At 70.3% G+C, this 14,740-nt stretch carries 15 protein-coding genes; 8 read left to right on the top strand and 7 right to left on the bottom strand.

What is annotated here, in order from left to right; all coding sequences use genetic code 11:
* The first annotated feature begins 3 nt into the window (after nt 1–3).
* From ACFT9I_RS22605 to pssA, 4 genes are all read left to right on the top strand, one after another.
* Nucleotides 4–522: a MaoC family dehydratase gene (locus ACFT9I_RS22605; RefSeq protein WP_382566818.1), complete on the top strand. Its 519-nt coding sequence runs from the start codon at nt 4–6 to the stop codon at nt 520–522.
* A 3-nt stretch (nt 523–525) separates the two neighbouring features.
* A complete protein-coding gene (locus tag ACFT9I_RS22610; RefSeq protein WP_382566820.1) occupies nt 526–1,731 on the top strand; it encodes an acyl-CoA dehydrogenase family protein in 1,206 nt (401 codons plus the stop codon).
* Between the two features lie 169 nt (nt 1,732–1,900).
* The gene (locus ACFT9I_RS22615) at nt 1,901–2,548 is read left to right on the top strand and encodes a phosphatidylserine decarboxylase (protein ID WP_382566822.1); all 648 of its coding nucleotides are present in this window, start codon (nt 1,901–1,903) and stop codon (nt 2,546–2,548) included.
* Entirely contained in the window at nt 2,535–3,389 is an 855-nt protein-coding gene (pssA, locus tag ACFT9I_RS22620) for a CDP-diacylglycerol--serine O-phosphatidyltransferase (protein WP_382566824.1), read from the top strand. The genes ACFT9I_RS22615 and pssA overlap by 14 nt, the downstream gene beginning before the upstream one ends.
* Before the next feature lie 74 nt (nt 3,390–3,463).
* Here pssA and ACFT9I_RS22625 read toward each other — a convergent pair whose 3' ends face one another.
* Genes ACFT9I_RS22625 through ACFT9I_RS22645 form a run of 5 tightly spaced genes read right to left on the bottom strand, consistent with a single transcriptional unit; the run spans nt 3,464 to nt 8,459 of the window.
* Nucleotides 3,464–4,741 carry an ABC transporter substrate-binding protein gene (locus tag ACFT9I_RS22625; protein ID WP_382566826.1) on the bottom strand — a complete coding sequence of 426 codons (1,278 nt, stop codon included), beginning with the start codon at nt 4,739–4,741 and terminating at the stop codon, nt 3,464–3,466.
* Nucleotides 4,738–5,847, bottom strand: a complete 1,110-nt coding sequence (locus tag ACFT9I_RS22630; RefSeq protein WP_382566828.1) for a branched-chain amino acid ABC transporter permease — start codon at nt 5,845–5,847, stop codon at nt 4,738–4,740. Before ACFT9I_RS22630 ends, ACFT9I_RS22625 begins: the two co-directional genes overlap by 4 nt.
* Nucleotides 5,840–6,730 carry a branched-chain amino acid ABC transporter permease gene (locus ACFT9I_RS22635; protein ID WP_382566829.1) on the bottom strand — a complete coding sequence of 297 codons (891 nt, stop codon included), beginning with the start codon at nt 6,728–6,730 and terminating at the stop codon, nt 5,840–5,842. The genes ACFT9I_RS22630 and ACFT9I_RS22635 overlap by 8 nt, the downstream gene beginning before the upstream one ends.
* Nucleotides 6,727–7,662 (bottom strand): ABC transporter ATP-binding protein, encoded by a 936-nt coding sequence (locus ACFT9I_RS22640; protein ID WP_382566831.1) that lies wholly within the window; start codon nt 7,660–7,662, stop codon nt 6,727–6,729. Before ACFT9I_RS22640 ends, ACFT9I_RS22635 begins: the two co-directional genes overlap by 4 nt.
* A complete protein-coding gene (locus ACFT9I_RS22645; RefSeq protein ID WP_382566833.1) occupies nt 7,659–8,459 on the bottom strand; it encodes an ABC transporter ATP-binding protein in 801 nt (266 codons plus the stop codon). Before ACFT9I_RS22645 ends, ACFT9I_RS22640 begins: the two co-directional genes overlap by 4 nt.
* Before the next feature lie 246 nt (nt 8,460–8,705).
* Between ACFT9I_RS22645 and ACFT9I_RS22650 the strand changes: the two genes are divergently transcribed.
* The gene (locus tag ACFT9I_RS22650) at nt 8,706–9,905 is read left to right on the top strand and encodes a PucR family transcriptional regulator (protein ID WP_382566835.1); all 1,200 of its coding nucleotides are present in this window, start codon (nt 8,706–8,708) and stop codon (nt 9,903–9,905) included.
* Between the two features lie 135 nt (nt 9,906–10,040).
* On the opposite strand, the gene ACFT9I_RS22655 is transcribed toward ACFT9I_RS22650, so the two are convergent.
* Nucleotides 10,041–11,195 (bottom strand): glycerate kinase, encoded by a 1,155-nt coding sequence (locus ACFT9I_RS22655; protein WP_382566837.1) that lies wholly within the window; start codon nt 11,193–11,195, stop codon nt 10,041–10,043.
* A 177-nt stretch (nt 11,196–11,372) separates the two neighbouring features.
* Here ACFT9I_RS22655 and ACFT9I_RS22660 point away from each other — a divergent pair, with 177 nt between their 5' ends.
* The 3 genes from ACFT9I_RS22660 to ACFT9I_RS22670 all read left to right on the top strand — a co-directional run bounded on the left by ACFT9I_RS22660 (nt 11,373) and on the right by ACFT9I_RS22670 (nt 14,193).
* On the top strand, nt 11,373–11,870 hold the full coding sequence (locus ACFT9I_RS22660; RefSeq protein WP_382566839.1) for an NUDIX domain-containing protein: 498 nt from the start codon (nt 11,373–11,375) through the stop codon (nt 11,868–11,870).
* Nucleotides 11,871–12,056: 186 nt separating this feature from the next.
* Nucleotides 12,057–13,379, top strand: coding sequence for a hypothetical protein (locus ACFT9I_RS22665; protein ID WP_382566840.1), 1,323 nt, complete (start codon nt 12,057–12,059; stop codon nt 13,377–13,379).
* An 88-nt stretch (nt 13,380–13,467) separates the two neighbouring features.
* Nucleotides 13,468–14,193: an NAD-dependent deacetylase gene (locus ACFT9I_RS22670; RefSeq protein WP_382566842.1), complete on the top strand. Its 726-nt coding sequence runs from the start codon at nt 13,468–13,470 to the stop codon at nt 14,191–14,193.
* Between the two features lie 21 nt (nt 14,194–14,214).
* Here ACFT9I_RS22670 and ACFT9I_RS22675 read toward each other — a convergent pair whose 3' ends face one another.
* Complete coding sequence (locus tag ACFT9I_RS22675; RefSeq protein ID WP_382566843.1) at nt 14,215–14,733, bottom strand: methylated-DNA--[protein]-cysteine S-methyltransferase; 519 nt, start codon at nt 14,731–14,733, stop codon at nt 14,215–14,217.
* Nucleotides 14,734–14,740: the final 7 nt, after the last annotated feature.

Genomic DNA, 14,740 nt, shown 5'->3' on the forward strand with positions numbered 1-14,740 from the left:
GAGATGCGATTCGGACGCACCTTTGAGGAGTTCGAGGTCGGCGCCGTCTACAAACACTGGCCGGGCAAGACCGTCACCGAGTACGACGACCACCTGTTCTGTCTGCTGACCATGAACCACCATCCGCTGCATCTCGACGCCAACTACGCCGAGAAGACGACCGACTTCGGCAGGAACGTGGTGGTGGGGAACTACATCTACTCGCTGCTGCTCGGTATGTCGGTCCCCGACGTCTCCGGCAAGGCCATCGCGAATCTGGAGGTCGAGTCGCTGAAGCACATCGCGCCGACCTTCCACGGCGACACGCTGTACGGGGAGACGGTCGTCCTGGACAAGACACCGTCACGGTCCAAGGACGACCGCGGGGTCGTGTACGTCGAGACCCGGGGCTACAAGCAGGACGGCACCGTCGTGTGTGTGTTCCGCCGCAAGGTGATGGTGCCGACCGCGACCTACATCGACAGGCGCGGCGGCGAACAGCCCGGCCGCCCGGAGCCGATGCCTACGACGAGGGAGATCTGACCCATGAGCCGTCTCGCCCAGACCGCGGACCTGACCGACATCCAGCGGGAGATCCTTTCCACGGTAAGGGACTTCGTCGACAAAGAGATCCTGCCGGTGGCCACGGAGCTGGAGCACCGCGACGAGTACCCGACACAGATCGTCGAAGGGCTCAAGGAACTCGGCCTGTTCGGGCTGATGATCCCCGAGGAGTACGGCGGTCTGGGCGAGTCCCTGCTCACGTACGCGCTCTGCGTGGAGGAGATCGCCCGCGGCTGGATGTCCGTCTCGGGCATCATCAACACGCATTTCATCGTGGCCTACATGCTCAAGCAGCACGGCACCCAGGAGCAGAAGGACACCTTCCTGCCGCGCATGGCCGCCGGCGAGGTGCGTGGCGCGTTCTCGATGTCCGAGCCGGGGCTCGGCTCGGACGTGTCGGCGATCACGTCGAAGGGCGTCAGGGACGGCGACGACTACGTACTCGACGGCCAGAAGATGTGGTTGACGAACGGCGGCACGTCCACGCTCGTCGCCGTGCTGTGCCGCAGTGACGAAGGCCACCCCGAGGGCACGGCCCGTCATAAGTCGATGACCACGTTCCTGGTCGAGAAGGAGCCCGGGTTCGGTGAGGTACGGCCCGGTCTCACCATCCCCGGCAAGATCGACAAGATGGGTTACAAGGGCGTCGACACCACCGAGTTGATCATGGACGGACTACGCATTCCGGCCAATCGGGTCCTCGGCGGTACGACTGGCCGAGGGTTTTACCAAATGATGGACGGTGTCGAGGTCGGCCGGGTGAACGTCGCCGCGCGTGGCTGTGGCGTCGCACAACGCGCTTTCGAACTCGGCGTCTCGTACGCCCAGCAGCGCCAGACTTTCGGCAAACCGATCGCCCAGCACCAGGCAATCCAGTTCAAGCTGGCCGAAATGGCCACCAAGGTCGAAGCGGCGCATGCGATGATGGTCAATGCGGCACGCAAAAAGGACTCCGGGGAACGAAACGACCTGGAGGCAGGGATGGCGAAGTACCTCGCCTCCGAATACTGCAAGGAAGTCGTCGAAGACGCCTTCCGTATCCATGGCGGTTACGGCTTCTCCAAGGAGTACGAGATCGAGCGTCTCTACCGCGAGGCGCCGATGCTGCTGATCGGCGAGGGTACCGCCGAGATCCAGAAAATGATCATTGGCCGCCGACTGCTGGAGGAGTACCGATTCCAGGGTTGATCGCGGCCTATGGTCCCATTTGACCGCCCACGACATCACACCGCGTCATCGTCTTCCGGCCGCCGACTCGGCTTCTGCATTGCCCAGTTGCACCCGGCAACCGATACCATCGACGGAAAGCCGCCGTCCCCCGTTGCCCGTGCGGCTCCATCCGCTACGAAGGTCATTCATGCCCCACAGCCAAACCTCCGCACCACGCGGCAGCGTCCGCCTCGCGCGCGGAGCATCGCCGTGGCTTCTGCCGACCGTCGCCACCGCAGCACTCAGTCTGGTCCGCGCGCGCCGCTCGAAGCGCGCCGCCGTCATCGCCGTGCCCGCCACCGCTCTCGCGGCGGGCATGCTGTGGTTCTTCCGCGACCCCGAGCGAGAGATCACACAGGGCCGGGTCATCTCACCGGCCGACGGAGTGGTGCAGAGCATCATGCCGTGGAAGGACGGGCGCACCCGCGTCGCGATCTTCATGAGCCCGCTGAACGTCCACGTCAACCGCGCCCCCCTCGCGGGCACGGTGACGTCCGTGGAGCACATCCCCGGCGGTTTCGTCCCCGCGTTCAACAAGGAGAGCGAGAACAACGAGCGCGTTGTCTGGCACTTCGACACCGAACTCGGTGACATCGAGATGGTGCAGATCGCCGGCGCCGTGGCCCGGCGGATCGTGCCGTACGTACCGCAGGGGACCAAGCTGGAGCAAGGCGAGCGCATCGGCCTGATCCGTTTCGGCTCGCGCGTCGACATCTACCTTCCGGAAGGTGTCGAGGTCGCTGTCGAGGTCGGCCAGACCACGACCGCAGGGGTGACTCGAATTGACCGTGATTGATCCCGACACACAGGCCGGCTGGGCCACGGACGCCGAGGAGGAGGACGAAGCCGAAGACATGCCGCTGTCCATGCGGCTGTCGATAGCGGACACCCTCACCCTCGGCAACGCCACCTGTGGCTTCATGGCCGTGTACTTCACCACCACCGGCATCCTGATCCCGCATCTCACGGGCAGCGAAGAGTCCGGCATGGCGCGGCACTCCGCGGCCACCGCCGTGATCCTCATGCTGTGCGCGGCGGTCTTCGACCTGTTCGACGGCCTCGTGGCGCGCAAGCTGCGCAGCTCCCCGATGGGTGCGGAGCTGGACAACCTCTCCGACCTGATCAGCTTCGGCCTGGCGCCCGCGTACTTCGTGCTCGTCTACGGCATGGTCGCCGACGACGCGCATCAGCGGGTGTCGGCGCTGGCGGCGATCGTGGTGCTTCTGGCGGTGGTCCTGCGGCTCGCGAGATTCTCCTGCGTGGAGCCGAAGGACGGCATGTTCCAGGGCATGCCGAGCCCCTTCGGCGCGCTCACGGTCGTCTCGATCGTGCTTCTCGAGCTGCCCTTCGTGCCGACGCTGCTCGCCATCGTCGGCGTGGCGTGGCTGATGGTGAGCCGGGTCGAGTATCCGAAGCCACGAGGTGTCCTCGCGGTGGCGATGCTCAGCTGGATCGTGGCCGCGATGGGGCTGCTCGCGGCCTGGGCGTTCGACGCGCCCGGTGGCCAGCTCCTGCTCCAGACGGGCTGTGCGCTCCAGGTGGTGACGGGCGCGGTGATTCCGCTCTTCGCCACGGCGCGACGGGTGAACACGTTCCGTGACAACCGCCGTGAGGCGCGTGCGGCGCAGCTGCCGTAGCGGTACGTACCGATACATCGGAAGGGCCCGGACGCTTCAAGCGTCCGGGCCCTTCTCGTATACAGGGTGACCGGTCAGTCGCCGAAGGTGAACGACTCCGCGGGCTTCGCCACCTGCGCCTCCTGGACGACCTTCAGACCGCCCGGCACCTTCGAGTCCGGCTTCATGATCACGGACTGCCGGGTGGAGGGGGCCGTCGGGTCCGAGAAGTCGTGGGTGATCCCGAAGCCGGTGGAGAACTTGTCGAGCCCCAGGAGCGCCTTGTCGATGCCCGCCCGGGTGAGGTCCTTGTTCTCGCACGCCTTCTTCAGCAGCTCGCCGTAGAGCGAGGCGGCCGTCCACCCGGACACGACGCCGTTGTCGAGACCGTCGTCCGGGTAGGCCGCCGCGTACTCCGTGGCCAGCTTCTTCGGCGCCGGCTCGGCGGAGCCGATGGGCAGGGTGGAGGAGGCGATGTAGTAGTCCTTCATCAGCGCCGGGCCCGCCGCAGTGGCGAGCAGCTGCGGCGCGAACGCCGAGTTGTTGCCGACGACCGGCACATTGAACCCGCCCGCCGCCGCCACGCCCACCAGCGAGGCCGCCTGGCGCGGTCCGGCGCTGATGACGATGGCCTTGACCCCGGCCTTCTTGAGCGCGGCGACCTGCGCGGACATGTCGTTGTCGGTCGGCTTGATCTTCTGCTCGACGACCGTGAGACCGGCCTGCTCGGCCGCGTACTCGGAGCCGACGAGGGCGTTCTCGCCGTAGTCGCCCTCGAAGTACACATGGCCGATCTTGTCGCCCTTGGTGATGCGCTTGTTGGTGAGGAGGTAGTCGATGGCGTTGATCGTCTCGATGTCGTACGTGGCGCCGACGACCCGTACGTACGGGCTGCCGAGCAGATTGGCCGACCACGCCTGCGGCAGCACCAGGCCCTTGTCCTGGCCGTCGATGCGCTTCTCGACGGCGGCGACGAAGGGGGAGCCGATGAACTGGGCGAAGCCGAGCACGTCCGGCTCCAGCTCCGTGTAGGCGGCGACGGCCTTCTGCGGGTCGTAGCCGTGGTCGCGTACGGTCAGCTCGATGTCGCGGCCGCAGATACCGCCCGCCTTGTTCGTCTGGTCCGCCCACAGCTGCTGGGCCTGGGTGACGCTCTTGCCGAGGGAGGCGTAGACGCCGGTCATGTCGGTGAGCACACCGAGCGAGATCGTCTTGGCGGTGACGCCCTCCCCGGTCTTCACTCCCCCGGCGTCCTCACCCTTGTCGTCCCCCTCCGTGGCCTTGCCGCTGCACCCGGCGAGCGCGAGGGCGAGTACGACCAGCAGCGCCGCGCCGCTCCTGGGCGCGTTCGTGTGACGTGCGCGTCGCTTCATGACTTCTCCCGTGAGAACCGTCGAACCGTCGGAACTGACAGGCGGGTGAGTCCGCCGGGCAGGAAGAGCACCACCGCGACGATCGCGGCGCCGTACAGATAGCGGGACGCCTCGCCCGGGGTGACGCCGCCCGAACCGGGGTCGGCGACCAGTGGCAGCGTGTCGCTGTAGTGGGTGAGGAGCTGGGGCAGCAGGGCGACGAAGGCCGCGCCGACGACGGCTCCGGCGACCGTGCCCAGACCGCCGATGACGATCATGGCGAGATATTCGAGGGCCAGGATCATGCCGAAGTAGTCGGGCACGGTCCGTTGGAAGATCAGCGCGATCAGTACGCCGGCCAGCCCCGCGTACATCGAGGAGAGGACGAACACGGCGGCCCGGTAGCGGGCGACCGGCACACCCATCACACCGGCGGCGATGCGGTGGTCACGGATCGCGTTCATGGCCCGGCCCGGCCTGCCGCGCAGCACCCCGCGGGCGAAGAGTCCGCCGACGAGAAGGGCGAACAGGCCCGCGTACCAGAGCTTCTCCGCCGAGCCGAAGGGGACGGCGGCGATCACGACCTCGGTGTCGTCGAAGTCGAAGCCGAAGAGGGAGAGCACGGGGACGTCGCGGCCGTTGAACCCGCCGGTCAGATCCCCGGCGTTGAAGAGGACATGCTGCCCGATGAAGATCAGCGCGAGCGTCGCGATGCCGAGGTAGGCACCGCGCAGCCGGCCGGCGATGGGGCTGAAGAGACCGCCCGCCGCCCCCGCGAGGAGTACGGCCAGTACGACCGCGAGCCAGGTGGGCAGGCCGAGTCCGGTGAGCTGCCGGCCGTTCTCCGCGCCGCTCTCGCCGCCCTCGCCGGCGAAGACGCAGTAGCCGTAGGCGCCGACGGCGAGGAAGAAGGAGTGGCCCATGGAGAGCTGGCCGGTGGCGCCGGTGAGGAGGTTGAGGCCGATGGCGCCGATGGCGGCGGCCATGGCGAAGAGGCCGGCCTGGAGCCAGAAGCGGTCGAGGTAGAAGGGCAGGGCGAGGAGCAGGAGGGAACCGGCGAGCCAGGCGTAGGCGCGGGGGCTGCGGTGCGGTGGGGCCTTGGTGGCCGCGTGGGTCGGGTCAGACACGGGCCAGCTCCTTCGTACCGAACAGCCCGGCGGGCCGGATGAGCAGCACCACGACCATCACGAGATACGGCGCGAGGTCGCCGAAGCCGCGCCCGAGGAAGGTCAGATCGCTCTGGTAGCCGGTGGCGAAGGACTCCGTGACGCCGACGATGAGTCCCCCGGCGAGCGCCCCGGTCGTGGAGTCGAGGCCGCCGAGTATCGCGGCGGGGAAGGCCTTGAGCGCGGCGAGGGACGTGGCGCGTTCGAGCCCGGGGGTCGGGAAGACCGTGAGGAACAGCGCGGCGACGGCGGCGAGCGAGCCCGCGACCGCCCAGGCGGAGAGCGAGACGCGGCCGAGGCGTACGCCCATGAGTGCGGCGGTCTGGGGGTTCTCGGCCGCCGCGCGCATCGCGACGCCCCAGGTGGTGTAGCGGAAGGCGAGCAGGAACGCGGTGATCAGCAGCGCCGCGGCGACGAAGGCCGCGACCCGGGTCTGGGCGATGGTGATGTCCCCGACGGTGAGGAGCTTGTCGCCCCACGGGTCGCCGAGCGCGAGGACGTCGGTGCCGATGCGGCGGGTGAGTTCGGTGGTGAGGAGGATGTCGACGCCGATGGTGACGATGGCCAGGACGCTGTGGTCGGAGCCGCGGTAGCGCCGCATGACGGTGTACTCGACGGCCGATCCGACGACGGCGGCGCCCGCGATACCGACGGCGAGCGCCGGCCAGAAGCCGATGTCGTCGTGGAGCACGGCGGTGACGTAGCCGCCCGCGAGGAGGAGCGAGGCGTGGGCGAAGTTGACGACCTCGGTGGCTTTGAAGATGACGACGAAGCCGAGGGCGATGAGGGCGTAGACGGAGCCCATGGAGAGCCCGCCGAGGAGGAGTTCGACGAAGGTGGTCATGAGGCGGCCTCCTCGCCGCTGAGGCTGTCGTCGGCGCTCTCGATGGTGTCGGCGCTCTCGCCGAGGTAGGCACGGACGACGGCTGGATCGCTCTGCACCTGGGCGGGCGTACCGCCGGCGATCCGGCGTCCGAAGTCGAGTACGGTCACGGCGTCGGCGAGCCGCATCACCACCCCCATGTCGTGTTCGACCAGCACGATCGAGATGCCGAGGCTGTCGCGTACGCCGGCCACGACGGCGGCCGTACGGCGCCGCTCGTCGGCCGTCATCCCGGCGACGGGTTCGTCCAGGAGCAGCACCGTGGGCTCCATGCACAGGGCGCGGCCCAGCTCCACGAGCTTCTGTTTGCCGTACGGGAGGGCCCCCGCCGGCCGGTCCAGATCGCCGGCCAGCCCCACGAACTCGGCTATCTCGCCGACCCTGGCCCGGTGTCGGCGTGCCTCGCGGGCGGCGGACGGCAGCCGGAGGCCGGTGGCGAGGAAGCCGGCGCGGGTGAGGCGGTGGCGGCCGAGGAGCATGCTGTCGGCGACGGTGGCGTGCGGCGGGAGCGCGAGGTTCTGGAAGGTGCGGGCGACGCCGAGTGCGGCGACGCGGTGCGGGGCGAGGCCGGTGAGTTCGGTCGCGCCGAGGCGGACGCTGCCGGAGGTGGCGCGGTAGACGCCGGACAGGACGTTGAAGCAGGTGGACTTGCCGGCGCCGTTGGGGCCGATGACGGCGTGGACGCTGCCGGGTTCGACGGTGAAGGAGACGGCGTCGAGGGCGGTGAGCCCGGCGAAGCGGACGGTGACGTCGGTGACGGTGAGGGGTGGTGGGGAGCTGTGGTCCGGCCCGGTGCCGCCGGGGTCCGGCCCGGTGCCGCCGACCGTCCGTTCGGGATGTCCGGCCGACGCGTGGCCGTCGGCGCCGGCCGGGCCCGTCTCGAAGTCCGTCACGCGGTCCACCTCCGGAGCACCGGTGCCGACTCCTGTGCCCGGCCCGCGTCCTCGGCGGCCGTCTCGTCCACGACGCCGAGATAGCGGCGGCGTACCTCGTCGGAGGCGGCCAGTTCGGCGGCGTCCCCTTCGAGCGTGACCTCGCCGACCTCCAGGACGTACGCGCGGGACGCCAGCCGCAGGGCCATGGACGCGTTCTGTTCGACCAACAGGACCGAAGTGCCGGTGGAGTTGATCTGCTGGATGGTCTCGCCGATCCGGGTGGCCATCAGGGGGGCGAGCCCGAGGGAGGGTTCGTCCAGGAGGAGCAGCCGGGGGCGGGCCATCAGGCCCCGGCCGAGCGCGAGCATCTGCTGCTCACCGCCGGAGAGCAGTCCGGCGCGCTGGCCCGCGCGGTCGGCGAGTACGGGGAACAGTGCGTGCACCTCGGCGAGGGAGGCCAGGTACTGCTTGCGACCGCCGCGCGCGCCGAGTGCGCCGGCCCGGAGATTGTCCGCCACCGTCATGCGGGCGAACACCTGCCGTCCTTCCGGGACTTGGACGACTCCGGCCGCCACGACCCCGGCGGCGCCGAGCCCGTCGAGGGACCGGCCGTCGAAGTGGACAGTGCCGGCGCCGGCCGTGCCCCGGTGGAAGCCGAGCGTGCGGGAAATGGCCCTGAGCAGGGTGGACTTGCCCGCGCCGTTGCCACCGAGCACCGCGGTGATTCCGCCGGACGGTACGTCGACGGACACCTCGTGCAGGGCGCGCACCGGGCCGTAACCGACGGACAGGGCACGCACTTCGAGCGCGGCCATGCATTCTCCTCTGCGATCGGCTTCGCTTGATTCCGCTTGATTCCGCTTGGTTTCGCTTCGTTCCGCGTGATTCGGATGTCCTGACATGCGTCCTGACACGCCGTGGAGGCACACCTCAGCACCGGGCCGGGGCACCGTCCACGGCGTACGGCCGAATCGCTGCTGATGACCAGCGGTGCGGTGGCCGGATTGTGCACGCGCACAAGGGGTGTCGCACCGCGCCTCCCGGTGGCATCCTCACCAGCCATGGGTGGCCACCGAGCGCGTACGGATCGCGAGTGGTCGGTCCTGGTGACCGCGTCCCGGATGCTTCTGGAGCGCGTACCGGCGCTGACCGACCAACTGATGGACGAACTTGACGACCACTCCGAGCAGTTCGAGGCGGCCGTGCCGCGCGACGAGCACTGGCGGCAGATCAACGAGGCGATGCGGTACGGGATCGAGGCCATCGCGGCCCCGCGCTCGGCACCGCGCCGCGACCTGGCCTACGCGGAGGAGCTGGGACGGCGGCGCGCGGAGCAGGGGCTGGCGCTGGACCTGGTACTGCACGCGTACCGGCACGCCGGCTATCTGGTGTGGGACGAACTGCTGCGCATCGTCAGCGAGAAGGACCCCGACGACGTACCGATGCTCGTGCACACGGCGTCCCACATGTGGGCGGGTGTCGACCGGCAGGCGACGACGGTCGCGGAGGCGTACCGCAGCACGGAGCAGTCGATGCACCGGCGGAGCGACGAACGGGTGCAGGCGCTGCTCGACGCGCTGCTGGAGGGCCGCTCGACCCCGGGTCTCGCGGCCCGCGCGGCGGCCGGGCTCGACCTGCCCGAGCAGGGGCGTTACGTGGTGGTGGTCGTCCGGGTGGAGCGGCAGGGCGGGCGCGAGCCGTTCCAGCGGGTGGCCGTGGCGGACGGGATGCGCTTCTTCTGGCGGATGCGTACGGACTGCGAGATCGCGGTGGTCGCGCTCGACGGGGAGGCGGGCCTCACGGAGCTGGCGGCGCTGCTGTTACGGCTCTGCCAGGGCCCCGGCGGCATCAGCCCGGTGGTGGACAGCCTGGCCGGGCTGGGCCGGGCGCGCCGGCTGGCCGAGACGGCGCTGCGTACGCTCCCGCCGGACGCGCAGAGCATCGTCCGCCTGGACGAACGCCTCCCGACGGCGCTGGTGGTCAGCCAGCCGGAACTCGCGGCCCGGCTGATCGCGGACGTGTTCGGCCCGCTGCTCGACCTGGACCCGGCGGATCGCGCGGTCCTGCTGGAGACGCTGGACGCGTGGCTGGAGTACGGCGGCTCGGCGGGCCGCGCGGCGACGCGCCTGTACTGCCACCGCAACACGGTCTTCAACCGCCTGCGCCGCCTGGAGCAACTGACGTCCCGTTCGTTGTCCCGCCCCCGGGACCTGATCGAGATGACGCTGGCACTCGACGCGTTCCGGCTGACGCCGGGGTGAGGGGGTGCTGCCTGGTGGTGTCCTCGGTCGCCGGACGGGCATTGAGCCCGTCCGGCGATTGAGGACGAACTCGGCCCGCCAGTCGCGTCACCCGGCAGCGGGCCCCGTCCGATGTGGAACGGGACCCGCACCGCGTCACGTCAAGAAGTCGCGCGCGATGTCCGCCGACATCCGTTCCAGCAGGGGCCCCGCCTCGGCCATGCAGCGTGCCGGGTCCGGTTCCAGGTCCGTCAGGGCGTAGGCGCGGCGGATGCCCGCGCGGCCCAGGGCCTCGGGGCGCAGCGCCAGTCGGCCGCAGACCGCGATGACCTCGATGTTCCGCGCGCGGGCCGCCGCCGCGACGCCCGCCGGGGCCTTGCCGTGCAGCGTCTGTTCGTCCAGCGAGCCCTCACCGGTGATGACGAGTGTGGCGCGGGACAGCGCGGGGCCGAAGCCGAGCACGTCGAGCATGACCTCGATGCCGGGCCGGAAGCTCGCGGCGAGGCCGACGAGCGCGCCGTACCCGATGCCGCCCGCCGCCCCGGCGCCGGGTGAGAGCGCGGACTCGGCCGCCTTGGCGCCGATGGTCTTCTCCAGGACGCGCGCGTAGTGCGCGAGAGCCGCGTCGAGCGTGTCGACGTCCTCGGGGGACGCGCCCTTCTGCGGCCCGTAGATCGCCGGGGCGCCCTTCGGCCCGGTCAGCGGGTTGTCCACGTCGCTGGCGAGGACGATGTCCGTCTTGGCGATACGGGGGTCGAGCCCGGACAGGTCGACCGTCGCGAGATCGCGCAGTCCGCCGCCGCCGGGTCCCACCGGCTGCCCGTCCGCGTCCAGGAAGCGTCCACCGAGCGCGGCCAGCATGCCCGCGCCGCCGTCGGTGCTGGCGCTGCCGCCGACGCCGAAGACGATGGTGCGCGCGCCCGCGTCGAGCGCGGCGCGCAGCAGTTCGCCGGAGCCGTACGTACCGGCCGTGAGGGGGGCGAAGACACCGTCGGGCAGGTGCTGGAGACCCGACGCCTCGGCCATCTCCACGACGGCCGTGCCGTCGCGCAGCGCGTACGCCGCGGTCAGTTCGTCACCGAGCGGTCCGGTGACCCGTACCTCTCGCCGTTCGAATCCGGCCGCCACCGCCGCGGCGACGGTGCCGTCGCCGCCGTCGGCGACGGGCAGTGCCTCGACCGTCACGTCGGGGGCGACCAGGCGCAGCCCGGCCGTCACCCGCTCGGCGACCTCTACGGCCGTGAGCGAGCCCTTGAACTTGTCCGCCGCGACGAGCACGTGCGCGGCCTCGGTTACTGCTCCGTCCGTCACCTTGTCATCCCTTTGCTTTCGAACAGGCAGTCGCGCCGCACCGACCCTATCCGGCCGGGCGTCCTCCTGCCCACGGGCAGCGGCCCGCCACCGGGTCCCTTAAAAATTGGACAAACCTCCCATAGACATGGGAACGGTCTCACCGCCCCGAAGGGGCCTCTGATCTAGGCTTTCCGCGTGACCTCTCGCGACGCTGACTACCTCGCCTATATCGCCGGACTCCCCCGCGTGCTCTCCGGTGCCGCCGCTCTCTTCCGGGACGAGGAGGGGCGGGTGCTGATCGTCGAGCCCAGTTACCGGCCGGGCTGGGCGCTGCCCGGCGGGACGGTCGAGTCGGACCAGGGTGAGACGCCGCGTCAGGCGGCGCGGCGCGAGACGCTCGAAGAGATCGGGCTGGACGTCGAGTTGGGGCGGCTGCTCGCGGTGGACTGGTCACAGGCGCCGGACCGGCCGGCCATCGTCGCGTATCTGTACGACGGCGGAGTCCTGGACGAGGAGCGGCTCGGCCAGATCCGGCTCCAGGAGGAGGAGTTGCTCTCCTGGCGGCTGGTGAACCGTCACAAGATTCCCGAGCTGGTGATCGGGTCGCTCGGGTCCCGCATCCTCGTGGGGCTCGACGCGCTCGAAGCCGGCACCGGGGCCGTGGAGTTGGAGAACGGCCGCCGGGTCGCGTGATCCGCTTGATCCGCTTGATCCGGGTGCGCGCGGTGGTGACGGGTGCGACCGGAGCTGTTCTCATATGTCATGTACGCGCCGCCCGGTGGGCCGTCCCCGGCTGACGCCGATTCACCTCGCGTTGGCCCGCCGTGCACGAGCGCCCTGCATGATCCAGAATCCCAGGCCCAGGACACCGGAGGGAACATGCGACGTCAGATTCGCGGCTGGCTGACAGCCCTGCTCACCACGGCGGTTGTGGCGGCGGGCGCGGGAACCGCGTCGGCGGAAGCGGGCACGGCGGAAGGGGGCACGGCGGAGGCGGGCGCGGTGGTCGCCCCCGCCGCGCTGGACGCCACGCCTGCCAAGACCCCCAGGCTCCCGACGACCGTGGACGGCGGGGCCTGGAAGTCGGGCCATGTCCAGGGCATGGCCGTCGACCGCCGCAAGGGCTTCTTGTACTTCTCGTTCACCAACCTCCTCGTCAAGACCGACCTCACCGGCAAGCCCGTCGGCTCCGTCACCGGCTTCACCGGCCACCTCGGCGACCTGGACTTCAACACCAAGGACGGCAGGGTCTACGGCTCCCTGGAGTACAAGGCCGCCAAGGCCTTCTACATCGCGATCTTCGACGGTGACCGGATCACCGAGATGGACATGGACGCCCAGACGACCGGCGTCGTGTCCACCGTCCACCTCCAGGAGGTCGTGGACGACTACACGGCCGACATGGACGGGAACGGCGTCTTCGACGGCGACACCGCGAAGACCGCCGACCACCGCTACGGATGCAGCGGCATCGACGGCGTCGCGTTCGGCCCCGGCTTCGACGACAAGCGCGGCACGCGGCACACCCAACTGCTCACCGTCGCGTACGGCGTCTACGCCAACACCACCCGGCAGGACAACGACAACCAGGTGCTGCTCCAGTACGACATCCGGCGCTGGAAGAAGTACGAGCGCCCGCTCACCGAGGCCGATCCGCACACCAGCGGCCCCGGTTCGCCCGACGGCAAGTACTTCAGCTACACCGGCAACACCACCTACGGCGTACAGAACCTCGACTACGACGCGCACACCGGCAACTGGCTGCTGGCCGCGTACAAGGGCACCAAGACGCAGTTCCCGAACTACTCGCTCTTCGTCCTCGACGGTTCGAAGCATCCGGTGTCGGGCCCGGTCAGCGGCCAGCCGCAGCCCGAACGCGGCCGGCTGCTGCCGCTCCTCAAGCAGGGGCTGCATCATCCGGCGTCCGGTACGTACGGCTGGGAGTCGACCGGCCAGTACGGGCTGGTGTCGCTCGACGACGGCCGCTACTACCTCGCCGAGGCGGGCACGGTCGTGGAGGACGGTGTCACCAAGCAGACGGGCAAGGCGGTGATGAACCGCTGGACGGGCCAGGTGCCGACGCCCTTCACCCCGGTCACCACCATCACCGACGACGCCGCGACCGAACCCTCCGACTACGCCGGACACGCGCCGCACCCCGGTCACCTCGGCCACCTCCACAAGAAGCACAACCACCGCTGACCGCTGACCGCCGACCGCCGGCCGTTGACCGCCGGCCGTTGGCTCCTATTGGGTCGCCCGTCCCGGCGCCGCCGCATACCCTCGCGGCATGACTCTCGTCGCGATCCTCAGCGGCGCCGGGATCTCCACCGATTCCGGCATTCCCGACTACCGCGGTCCCAACGGCCTGTGGCGGCGCGATCCCGGGGCCGAGAAGCTCGTCACGTACGACGCGTACATGAGCGACCCGGACGTCCGCCGCCGCTCGTGGCGGATGCGCCGGGACAGCCCGACCTTCCGTGCCGAGCCGAACGTCGCGCACCGCGCCGTCGCCGAACTCGACCGCGCGGGCGGCGGCGCGGTCCGGGTGATCACGCAGAACGTCGACGGACTCCACCAGCTCGCCGGGATGCCCGCCCGCAAGGTGCTCGAACTGCACGGCACGGCGCGGGCGGTGGTCTGCACCGGATGCGGGGCGCGCTCCACGATGGAGGAGGCGCTGGCCCGGGTCGAGGCGGGCGAGGAGGACCCGCCGTGCACCGTGTGCGGCGCCGTCCTCAAGTCGGCGACGGTGATGTTCGGCGAACGGCTCGACCCGGAGGTTCTCGGGCAGGCACTCACGATCGCCAAGGCGTGCGAGGTCTTCATCGCCGTCGGTACGACCCTCCAGGTACAGCCCGCCGCCTCGCTGGCGGGGATCGCGGCCGAGCACGGCGCGCGGCTCGTCGTGGTGAACGCCGAGCCGACGCCGTACGACGGGCAGGCCGACGAGATCATCCGCGAGCCGATCGGCACGGCGCTGCCCACGCTGCTCAAGCAGTTCCACGAGAGCTGAGGGGGCGCGGGACCGCGCCGGTCAGAACAGCGTGCCCGCGCCGCTCCTCCCGGCGTCCGCCCGTGCCGCGCCCTCGAAGACCAGCAGGCGCTGCTTGCGGTCGAGCCCGCCGCCGTATCCGGTGAGGCTGCCCGTCGAGCCGATCACCCGGTGACACGGCACGATGATGCCCACCGGGTTCTTGCCGTTGGCGAGTCCGACCGCGCGCGACGCCCCCGACTTGCCGAGCGCGTCGGCCAGTTGACCGTAACTGCGGGTCTCGCCGTACGGGATCGTCCGCAGCTGCTCCCAGACACTCCGCTGGAACGGTGTGCCGTGCAGCAGCAGCGGCAGGTCGAACTCGGTGCGCTCGCCCGCGAAGTACTCATCGAGCTGGTCGATCACGCCGCCGAACGGGCGGGCGTCCACCTCGCCGAAGGTCTCCTGCGGCGGGCGGTGGCGCTGCTCGGTCATGTAGAGCGCGCTCAGCACTCCGTCGGTGGCCACGAGCGTCAGCGGCCCGTACGGGCTGTCGACCACGGTGTGCGATCTGCTGGTCATGCGGTGA

It is taken from the genome of Streptomyces sp. NPDC057137 (genome assembly GCF_042670825.1).
Lineage (GTDB): Bacteria > Actinomycetota > Actinomycetes > Streptomycetales > Streptomycetaceae > Streptomyces.